General features: G+C 61.2%; 8 protein-coding genes. 6 read left to right on the forward strand and 2 right to left on the reverse strand.

What is annotated here, in order from left to right:
• Positions 1–2: 2 nt before the first annotated feature.
• Positions 3–428, reverse strand: a complete 426-nt coding sequence (ndk, locus tag QQL64_RS06120) for a nucleoside-diphosphate kinase (RefSeq protein ID WP_284397017.1) — start codon at positions 426–428, stop codon at positions 3–5.
• A gap of 222 nt (positions 429–650) precedes the next feature.
• Here ndk and QQL64_RS06125 point away from each other — a divergent pair, with 222 nt between their 5' ends.
• The 6 genes from QQL64_RS06125 to QQL64_RS06150 all read left to right on the forward strand — a co-directional run bounded on the left by QQL64_RS06125 (position 651) and on the right by QQL64_RS06150 (position 8,602).
• The gene (locus QQL64_RS06125; protein ID WP_284397019.1) at positions 651–1,271 is read left to right on the forward strand and encodes a TetR/AcrR family transcriptional regulator; all 621 of its coding nucleotides are present in this window, start codon (positions 651–653) and stop codon (positions 1,269–1,271) included.
• Positions 1,272–1,360: 89 nt separating this feature from the next.
• A complete protein-coding gene (locus QQL64_RS06130) occupies positions 1,361–3,748 on the forward strand; it encodes a 3-hydroxyacyl-CoA dehydrogenase/enoyl-CoA hydratase family protein (protein WP_284397022.1) in 2,388 nt (795 codons plus the stop codon).
• A gap of 139 nt (positions 3,749–3,887) precedes the next feature.
• A complete protein-coding gene (locus QQL64_RS06135; protein ID WP_284397025.1) occupies positions 3,888–5,093 on the forward strand; it encodes an acetyl-CoA C-acyltransferase in 1,206 nt (401 codons plus the stop codon).
• A gap of 327 nt (positions 5,094–5,420) precedes the next feature.
• On the forward strand, positions 5,421–6,857 hold the full coding sequence (locus QQL64_RS06140; protein WP_284399659.1) for an MFS transporter: 1,437 nt from the start codon (positions 5,421–5,423) through the stop codon (positions 6,855–6,857).
• A gap of 93 nt (positions 6,858–6,950) precedes the next feature.
• Positions 6,951–7,742, forward strand: coding sequence for a hypothetical protein (locus QQL64_RS06145; protein ID WP_284397027.1), 792 nt, complete (start codon positions 6,951–6,953; stop codon positions 7,740–7,742).
• A gap of 158 nt (positions 7,743–7,900) precedes the next feature.
• Entirely contained in the window at positions 7,901–8,602 is a 702-nt protein-coding gene (locus QQL64_RS06150; protein WP_284397028.1) for a pirin family protein, read from the forward strand.
• Positions 8,603–8,767: 165 nt separating this feature from the next.
• On the opposite strand, the gene QQL64_RS06155 is transcribed toward QQL64_RS06150, so the two are convergent.
• On the reverse strand, positions 8,768–10,336 hold a 1,569-nt coding region (locus QQL64_RS06155), incomplete at its 5' end, for a YadA family autotransporter adhesin (protein WP_284397031.1).

A 10,336-nucleotide genomic window follows, 5' to 3' on the forward strand; every position in this document is an offset into this window, starting at 1 on the left:
TCTCAGCGAGGAAAAACTTCGGTTGCGGCGAAGAAGTAAGCGATCTCGACCGCAGCCGTTTCGGCGGCATCCGAACCATGCACGGCATTCGCATCGATCGAATCGGCGAAGTCGGCGCGGATCGTGCCTTTGGCAGCGTCTTTCGGATTGGTGGCGCCCATCAGGTCGCGATTCTTAAGTACCGCGCCTTCGCCCTGCAGTACCTGAATCATGACCGGACCGGAGATCATGAACTCCACTAGTGCACTGAAGAACGGACGCTCACGATGCACTGCATAAAAACCTTCCGCTTCTTTACGTGAAAGATGCTTCATCTTTGCAGCAACGACCTTCAGCCCAGCCTTTTCGAAGCGAGCATAAATTTCACCAACGACGTTCTTGGCAACGGCATCGGGTTTAATGATGGAAAGGGTGCGCTCCAGCGCCATACGGTCTGCTCCGGGTAGACGGATTATTTTTGATGGGCGGTCTGACTACTAGTCAGCAAATCTAGAACTAAATGCGTCACGAAATGCGGATTTAGCTCACGAAAGTTTGACAGATTCTAGCCCATAAGCAACCCCGGCCAGCCGGATTTGCAAACGACCGTTTGACTGTTCCCAAGCCTCGCGCGTATGCTCAAACGATCGTTTGATTTCATCCGATAGGCGATGCCTGTGAACAGCTCCGCTTCCACCAAGGAACGCATCCTCACCGCTGCCGAATCCCTGTTCGCCCAGCGCGGATTCGAAGGCGCCTCGCTACGCCAGCTGACGGCCGCTGCAGGGGTGAATCTCGCCGCGGTGAATTACCACTTCGGCTCCAAGGACAACCTGGTCGAGGAGGTCTTCAAACGCCGCCTGGACCAGCTCAATGCCCGTCGCCTGGCAGCCTTAAAGGTTGTCGCCGGACAGCCGGAAACGACCTTGGAGGACGTATTGGCGGCCTTTATCCGCCCTGCCCTGGATCTATCCCACGATGGCGGTGGCGGCCTTTTCATGCGTGTGCTGGCCCGGGCCTTCGCCGAACACGACGACAGCCTGCGCAAGTTCTTGTCCGACAACTATGGGCATGTCATGCGCCAGTTCACTGCCGAATTTGCCCGGCTGCTGCCTCAGCTCAGCAAGGAGGAGCTGTACTGGCGCATCGACCTGGTCACCGGCGCCCTGACCCATGCCATGTCCGGCTTCGGCATGATCCAGCGCAAGAGTGATGTCAGCGAGCTCACCCACCGCGAGCAAACCGCCTCGCACCTGATCCGCTTTGCTGCCGCTGGCCTGAGCCATCCCTGATTCCGCGTTACCGGCCCGTCCGCGGCCGTCCCTCTGTTGCAACTTGCTTCGTTCAACCTTGTTTCGCATTCGTATCCTCGGAGAAGCCAATGACCGCTCCATCCTCCCCCAAGTCAGCGTTACGCATCCGCAAGGCCGCGGTGCTGGGCGCCGGCGTCATGGGCGCGCAGATCGCCGCACATCTGACCAACGCCAACGTCGAAACCGTACTGTTCGACCTTCCCGCGAAGGACGGCCCCAAGAGCGGCATCGCGCTCAAGGCGATTGAGAACCTCAAAAAGCTCTCGCCCGCCCCGCTGGCTGACAGCACTCGCGCTGCTGCCATCATCCCGGCCAATTACGACGATGACCTGGCGCACCTGAAAGATGTCGACCTGGTGATCGAGGCGATCGCCGAGCGGATGGACTGGAAGCTGGATCTCTACAAGAAGATCGCGCCATATGTGTCGCCGACGGCTGTACTGGCCAGCAACACTTCGGGCCTGTCGATCAACGGCCTGGCCGAAGCCCTGCCGGAAGAAATGCGCCATCGCTTCACCGGCGTGCACTTCTTCAACCCACCTCGCTACATGCACTTGGTCGAGCTGATTCCAACCAAGCTCACCGACAAGAATGTGCTGGAAGGCCTCGAGGCATTCCTCACCACGACCGTCGGCAAAGGTGTCGTCTACGCCAAGGACACGCCCAACTTCATCGGCAACCGCATCGGCGTGTTCTCGATGCTGGCCACCATGCATCACACCGAGCAGTTCAAGCTGGGCTTCGACACCGTCGATGCGCTGACCGGTCCGGCGGTGGGCCGTCCCAAGAGCGCTACCTATCGCACTGCCGACGTGGTCGGCCTCGATACGATGGCGCACGTCATCAAGACCATGGCCGATACGCTGGCTGATGATCCGTGGCACGAATACTTCAAGGCTCCGGCGTGGTTGAGCGGCCTGATCGAACAAGGCGCGCTGGGCCAAAAGACCGGCGCAGGTTTCTACAAGAAGGCCGGCAAGGACATCGTGGTGCTGGATGTCGCCAAGCGCGATTACCGTGCGTCCGAGCAGAAGGCATCGGATGAAGTGTCCGCCATCCTCGCCATCAAGGATCCGGCCGAGAAGTTCGGCAAGCTGCGCGCGTCGAGCGATCCGCAGGCGCAGTTCCTATGGGCCACGTTCCGTGATCTGTTCCACTACACCGCCTATCACCTGGCCGATATCGCCGACACCGCACGCGATGTCGACTTTGCTATCCGCTGGGGCTACGGCTGGAAACTCGGCCCGTTCGAGACCTGGCAGGCCGCCGGCTGGCAGCAGGTGGCGAAGTGGATCCAGGAAGACATCGACGCCGGTAAGGCGATGAGCAAGGCGCCGCTGCCGAAGTGGGTGACGGATGGCCGCACCGGCGTGCATGGCAAGAATGGCTCGTATTCCGCCGCCGCCAACGCCGACAAGCCGCGCTCGCAGCACCCCGTGTATAAGCGTCAGTTGTTCCCCGATCCGATTCTTGGCGAGAAGTTCGACCAGGGCACGACCGTGTGGGAAAACGACGGCGTCCGCTTGTGGACGCTGGGCGACGACGGCATCGGCATCATCTCGTTCAAGACCAAGATGAACACGGTCAACGACCAGGTGCTCGACGGCATTCAGCACGCCATTGGTGTTGCCGAAGAAAAGCTCAAGGCCGTGGTGATCTGGCAGACCAGCGAACCGTTCTCGGCAGGTGCCGATCTCAAGGGCGCGCTTGGCTTGCTGCAAGCCGGCAAGATCGACGACTTCAAGGCGATGGTCGCGAACTTCCAGCGCACCAGCATGCGCATCAAGCACTCGCTGGTGCCGGTGGTATCCGCCGTGCGTGGTCTCGCCCTGGGTGGTGGTTGCGAATTCCAGATGCATTCGGCACGCACCGTTGCTGCGTTAGAAAGCTATATCGGCCTGGTCGAAGCCGGCGTGGGTCTGCTGCCCGCCGGTGGTGGCCTGCATGAGCTGGCCGTGCGCGCCGGACAGAGCAATCCGACCGATCCCTTCGAATCGCTGAAGAAAGTCTTCGAAACCGTGGCGATGGCCAAGGTCGGTGGCAGCGCACTCGAAGCCAAGCAGCTGGGCTTGCTGCGCGACAGCGATGTGGTGGTGTTCAACCCTTACGAGTTGCTTTATGTCGCCAAGCAGGTGGCGGGTTCGCTGGCCGAAAGCGGCTGGCGCGCACCGCTGTACGCTCGTAGCGTTCCGGTCGCTGGCGATGTTGGCACCGCTACGTTCAAAGCGTCGCTTGCCAACCTGCAAGCCGGTTATTTCGCCTCCGAGCACGACGTGGCCATCGCCACGCGCATCGCTGACACCTTGTGTGGCGGTGCGATCGAGCGCGGTTCGCTGGTGGACGAAGAATGGTTGCTGGAGCTGGAGCGCAAACACTTCGTGGAGCTAGCGCAAACCGAAAAGACCCAGGCACGTATCGCTCACACCATGACCACCGGCAAACCGCTGAGGAACTAAAGGCTCGTCGCCCCGGCGAACGCCGGGGCCCAGCGACTCTGAGTCACGACAAAGACACTGGATCCCGGCATTCGCCGGGACGACGAACAAAAACCAAAGCGCGTCGCCGCGAATCGCGCGACGCAACGGAGTAAAGACCATGACCAAGCAAGTGCAAGACGCCTACATCGTCGCCGCTACCCGCACCCCGGTTGGCAAGGCGCCGCGCGGCGTATTCCGCAACACCCGTCCCGACGACATGCTGGCCCACGTGATCCGTGCCGTGATGGCACAGGCGCCGGGCATCGATCCACATCGCATCGGCGATGCCATCATCGGCTGCGCCATGCCCGAAGCCGAGCAAGGCATGAACGTGGCACGCATCGGCGTACTGCTGGCCGGCCTGCCGGATACAGTGCCGGGCGTCACCATCAACCGCTTCTGTTCTTCCGGCTTGCAAGCGGTGGCGATGGCCGCCGATCGCATCCGTCTGGGCGAGGCAGACTTGATGCTCGCTGGCGGCACCGAGAGCATGAGCATGGTGCCGATGATGGGCAACAAGATCGCCATGAATCCAGGCATCTTCGACAACGAACACATCGGCATCGCTTATGGCATGGGCATCACCGCCGAGAACGTCGCCAAGCAGTGGAAGGTGAGTCGCGAACAGCAGGACGCCTTCTCCGTGGAAAGCCACCGTCGCGCACTCGCCGCGATTGCCGCTGGCGAATTCAAGGATGAGATCACCCCGTACAAGCTCGACGACCATTACCCGGATCTCGCCACGCGCGGCATCAAGACCGATAGTCGCGTCGTCGACATCGACGAAGGTCCGCGCGCCGGCACCTCGTTAGAAGTGCTGGCCAAGCTCAAGACCGTATTCCGCAATGGTCAGTTCGGCGGCACGGTCACGGCGGGCAATTCTTCGCAGACATCCGACGGCGCAGGTGCCGTATTGCTTGCCAGCGAGCAGGCGATCAAGGACTACGGCCTTACACCGCTCGCCCGTTTCGTCGGTTTCTCGGTGGCTGGCGTGCGTCCGGACATCATGGGTATCGGTCCGAAGGAAGCGATTCCGAAGGCGCTGAAGCAAACCGGCATCAAGCAGGATCAACTGGATTGGATCGAGCTCAACGAAGCCTTCGCCGCGCAAGCTTTGGCGGTGATTGGCGATCTCGGCCTGGATACCGCCAAGGTCAACCCGCTCGGCGGCGCCATTGCTCTCGGCCATCCGCTGGGCGCTACCGGTGCCATCCGCGTCGCGACCCTGCTGCACGGCCTGCGCCGCCGCAAGCAGAAGTACGGCATGGTGACCATGTGTATCGGTACCGGCATGGGCGCAGCGGGTATTTTTGAAGCGCTGTAATCGTTGCTATGAACGCTGAAACAAACAGGGTGCGGAAGAACCTCCGCATCGAATTCCACAAGACGTCCTAATAGACAGAGCGGCGCCGGCCCAGCTGGCGCCGCTTTCGCGTTTCTGGCGCACGATCCCACCGCCGCTCCTTAATCGACAGGCATCGGCAACCTTTCTGTGATCGATTTGCCTTGCTGTCGCCCCATCAGAGGCGAATAATTTAGCCCGTGCGGTGCACAACCTCGTACGCCGCCATTTTCTGCGCCTCCCCTCTTCCTGCCGAGCTAGCGGTGCGGGGAAGGCGTGGTTGTTCCAGGAACCGAACTCGTGACGTTGTTGACTGAGGAAAAGGCGGATGCACCGGCCATTTCATTGCCGGTTTTTCCCGATTACCGCCTAACCTCCTTGATCGTGGGCTGTGCCATCTTCCTCGAGCAGATGGACGGTACCGTTTTGGCAACGGCTTTACCGACGATGGCCCGCGATTTCCATGTCTCTGCGCCGGCGATGAGCGTAGCCGTCACCAGTTACCTGTTGGCATTGGCAGTACTGATTCCTGTCAGCGGCGCGATGTCGGATCGTTTTGGCGCCAAGCGCGTCTTCAACAGTTCCATCGTGGTGTTCATCATCGGCTCGATCTTGTGTTCGCTGACCAGGACCCTGCCGATGATGGTGGCGGCGCGACTGCTGCAAGGCACGGGCGGCGCCATGATGGCGCCGGTGGGGCGACTGGTGATCCTGCGCACGGTGGAGCGCCGCCATTTGGTCTCGTCCATGATGTGGACGCTGATTCCGGCCATCGTCGGCACGATGGCCGGGCCGCCACTGGGTGGGTTCATTGTCGAATACTTCGACTGGCGCTGGATCTTCTACATAAACGTGCCGATCGGCGTATTGGGCTACTGGCTGGTGCGGCGATACATTCCGGTTGTGCACAGCGTGACGCAACCGGCACGCTTCGACTGGCCAGGTTTTGCTCTTTGCAGCGTCGGGTTATCGTGCTCGTTGTTCGGGCTCGAGTTGTTCGGCCAGAACACCGATATGCGCAATGCCGTGCTGCTCGTCGCCATCGGTGTGACGGCGTGCGTGGGCTATGTATGGCATGCGCGACGCTGCGCCAATCCGGCGGTAGATCTCACGCTGCTGCGCATCGATTCATTTCGACTGTCGGTGGTCTCCGGTTCGCTGATGCGAATCACCCAGGGCGCGCAGCCATTCCTGCTGCCGCTGCTGCTGCAAATCGGCCTTGGTTTTTCGGCCCTGCGCAGCGGCCAGTTGATCCTGGGCATTTCCCTTGGCGCGCTGATGGCACGCGTTCTCACCACACGTATATTGCGGCGAATCGGTTTCCGCCGTGCCATGGTCTACAACGGCGTGCTGGCCAGCCTGAGTTATGCCATCTGCGCTTTTTTCCAAGCGGACTGGCCGTTCTGGTTAATGTTCGGGTTGCTGGTGTACTGCGGCATTGTGATGTCGTTCCAGTTCGCCGCCTACAACACCATCGCCTACGAAGCGGTACCTACCGATCGCATGAGCGCCGCCAACAGCTTCTACTCCACCTTGCAGCAGTTGATGCTCTCGGTGGGCGTGTGTTGCGGCGCGCTGGTCCTGAAACTCGCCATGGCGGCAAGCCACAACGCCGAGCCCAGCCGACTGGATTTCTCCGCCGCTTTCCTGATCGTTACAGTGATCTCGCTCAGTTCCACCCGCTGGCATCTGGCCTTTGCCCATGACGTCGGGCACGAAATGAGCGGGCACCCAAGGCGCACATAACGGCCCCATTCGTCACATAGCCGTTTAACAGCCATCGGCGTACATTCGGGCGGCAAAGACGTTGCAGCGAACCAACCCGACAGAGGATCGACGATGAAAAAGTCATTGTTGTTTGGGGTCGCACTGGCCTCCCTGCTGCCGGTGCTGGCCATGGCACAGAGCGCCTTCGAGGGAACCTGGAAGATCGACCTGAACAAGGTGCAGATGTCAAAGAAGCCCGACATACTGTTACTGCAAAACGGTGTCTTCCAATGCAAGACCTGTGTACCGGCCATCTCGGTCAAAGCCGATGGTGAAGACCACAGCGTCACCGGACATCCCTACTTCGATTCGATAGCCGTCGACGTGGTGGACGATCACACCATCCGGGAAACCGACAAGAAAGGCGGCAAGGTGGTTGGAACGTCCACCACCGCTGTCGCTGCCGACGGCAAAACCGCGGTCGTGGATTTCACAGACAGCAGCGATACCGACGCAGCACCGATCACCGGCAAAGTCACCATGACGCGTGTCGAAGCCGGGCCGGCTGGTTCGCACCATGTTTCCGGCGCATGGCGCAGTACCGGCTTCCAAAACTTCTCCGACAACGGTCTGCTGATGACCTTCAAGGTCGACGGCGATCACCTCAGCATGACCACCCAGACCGGCCAGTCCTACAGCGCCAAGATGGACGGTACCGAAGCGCCTTATAAGGGCGACCCCGGCATAACCAGCGTATCGGTGATGAAAACCGGGGCAAGCAGCTTTACCGAAACCGACAAACGCGATGGGAAACCCATCAGTGTTGCGGAAGTGAAGGTGGCAGCCGATGGTAAGACCATGAATGTGGTCGTCCACGACAAACTGCGTGGAACGACCTCCACCTTCGCGGCCGACAAGCAGTAAGCGGACTGAACCGGGGCGCGCCCAGCGCCACGCCCCGTTCTATCGGAACGTTTCATCGTTCGCCTTTGCGACACACTGTTTCCAAACCACGTGCTACCCGTCGCGATGATTGGCCTTATGTTGGGCGTCATCTCAACCACAGGGTTACAGGTGCTCTCATGATCGAACGTCGCTCTTTCGACAGCCTTGGCGGAGCCGATCACGGTTGGCTCAAGGCCAAACATCATTTTTCGTTTGCCAGCTACAACGATCCCAAGCGCATGGGCTGGGGCGCGTTGCGTGTGTGGAACGACGACACTATCGCTTCACAGACCGGCTTTCCGCCGCATCCGCATGCAGACATGGAAATCATCACCTATGTGCGCGAAGGTGCGATCACGCACCGTGACAGCCTCGGCAACGAAGGTCGCACCGAAGCGGGCGATGTGCAGGTGATGAGCGCCGGCACCGGCATCACGCATAGCGAATACAACCTGGAGCCGAACAGCACACGTATCTTCCAGATCTGGATCATTCCCGATGGTCACGGCAAACCACCGTCGTGGGGTGCCAAACCGTTTCCGGCGGGTGAGCGCTCTGGTCGTTTCGTGGCGCTGGCCAGCGGCTTCAAGGACGACACCGATGCCCTGCCCCTACGCACCGATGCGCGCGTACTCGGCGCCACGCTCAAGGCCGGCGAAACCACGCAGTACGCGCTTGCGAAAGATCGCTACGCGTATCTTGTGCCCGCCAAAGGCTCGGTCGAACTCAACGGCATCAAGCTCGATGCCCGCGATGGTGCAGCCATTCACAATGAACCGACACTGGAAGTGAAAGCACTGGAAGACACCGAGTTGGTACTTGTCGATACCAGTCGATAACCAACGCGCATAAAAAAACCGGGCGCCGAAGCGCCCGGGACAAATCGGCGAAGGCTCACCAGGAAGCACGCCTTCGCCGCTGACACATGACTTCGGTTACCACACCATCGAGGCACCGAAGCCCACACCGGCATCGCCCTGCGCGTTGCCGGCAACGCTTTGGCTTTACCAGCCGAAGGCCATGCCTGCACCGACTGACACGTCGTTAGCAGAAGCCGAGCCACCGAACGACACATTCAAGTTCGGCTTGATCTGCCGCGAGTAGCCCACCGCGATGGCCGACTGGCCGTTTTGCATGCCTACACCCACGCCCATTCTGTTGGGCTTGTCGATGCCTTGCGCGCTGAAGGCCATCTGGCCGTAGGCGGCGCTCATCGCACCCATGCCGTTGATGCGCTTGTTCATCTGCGTGAACTTCTGATTGGCCCAGTCCTGCACGCCGTTGACGGCATCCTGCACCTGACCCCAGTTGGCGGCATCGGTGCGCTGCGTACCGGCCGCCACGTTGGTGATCTGGCGTTCGTTGCCCGGCGAACCGACCGAGACGGTGTTGTCGCGGTCCGCTACCGAGCCGGCACCCAGTGCTACGGAGTTGTTGCCCGTTGCGCTGGAGTTCGCACCCAATGCCGTGCTGTTAGTGCCGGTGGCGCTGGCATTGGCACCATTGGCCGTGCTGTTGCTGCCCGAAGCGACCGAGTTCGCGCCGGTAGCCGTGCTGTTGCTACCCGATGCGACTGCGCCGGCACCGTTGGCGGTGCTGTTGCTACCTGTCGCTTGCGAACCGGCGCCGGTCGCGGTGCTGTTATCACCCGATGCCACCGCATTCGTGCCAACGGCCGTGCTGTTGGTACCGGAAGCGTTCGCACCATCGCCCACCTGCGTGCTGCCGCTACCCGGGCCCGGCGAAGGTACCGGACCGCCGATGCTGCCATCGGCAATGCTTTGCTCGATGGTGCCCACGCGATCGTTGAGCGAGTTGTACTGACCGGTGAGCAGGCTGAACTGGCTCTGGAAGTTCTGCTGCAGGTCGAACAGCTGGCCGCCGTTCACCGCCTGCATGCTGCCCGAGGCAATCAGGCCCGGCGCCACGTTGTTGAGCAAGGTGCCGTTGCTGCCGCCGAAGGTTACGCTCGACAGGTCGACGCCGTCGTACACCACCGCCGCCAGGGGCAGATTGGAGTTCGGGTCGAACAAGCCCATCGCCTTCAACTGCGCGATCGTTGCCGCATCGGTATCACCCGTACCGTTGGCCACGCCAGTCAGCACTCGCGGGCCGGCCGTGCCGGTGAAGTCCACCGAAGCGCCACCCGTATTTGCGCCCACCGTAAGGTTGCCGGTGGTCGGATTCTGCTGCACCAGGCCCACAGTACCGCTGCTGATCTGGTCGTTAAGATCCGAGATGTCGCTGCTGTTCTGCGTCACGCGGCCGTCGATGTTGCTGATCGCACCGCCGATGCTGTTCACGGTGGTGCCGCCCACGGTGTAGCTCGGCGCGCTGATCGAGCCGTCGGCGTTCACCGTAGAGCCGCCACCCAGGGCAGACGCAACACTGCTGGACACGCCGTAGAGCTGCGAGCCGTTCACCGCATCCAGGCTAGTGGCCGACACGTTGCCATTGGCCACACCCGTCAAGGTACGTGCACCGGCCGTGCCGGTGAAATCCACCGTGCTACCGTCGGTGTTCGCGCCCACCGTCAGGTTCGCACCGGCAGTTGCCTGCTGCACCAGACCCAC

This window comes from Dyella lipolytica, from assembly GCF_030160075.1.
Classification (GTDB): Bacteria; Pseudomonadota; Gammaproteobacteria; order Xanthomonadales; family Rhodanobacteraceae; genus Dyella_B; species Dyella_B lipolytica.

What these genes read in the sequence shown, in the direction of transcription:
- ndk (WP_284397017.1), bottom strand. Translation starts at nt 428, where the DNA reads ATGGCGCTGGAGCGCACCCTTTCCATCATTAAACCCGATGCCGTTGCC.
- QQL64_RS06125 (WP_284397019.1), top strand. Translation starts at nt 651, where the DNA reads ATGCCTGTGAACAGCTCCGCTTCCACCAAGGAACGCATCCTCACCGCT.
- QQL64_RS06130 (WP_284397022.1), top strand. Translation starts at nt 1,361, where the DNA reads ATGACCGCTCCATCCTCCCCCAAGTCAGCGTTACGCATCCGCAAGGCC.
- QQL64_RS06135 (WP_284397025.1), top strand. Translation starts at nt 3,888, where the DNA reads ATGACCAAGCAAGTGCAAGACGCCTACATCGTCGCCGCTACCCGCACC.
- QQL64_RS06145 (WP_284397027.1), top strand. Translation starts at nt 6,951, where the DNA reads ATGAAAAAGTCATTGTTGTTTGGGGTCGCACTGGCCTCCCTGCTGCCG.
- QQL64_RS06150 (WP_284397028.1), top strand. Translation starts at nt 7,901, where the DNA reads ATGATCGAACGTCGCTCTTTCGACAGCCTTGGCGGAGCCGATCACGGT.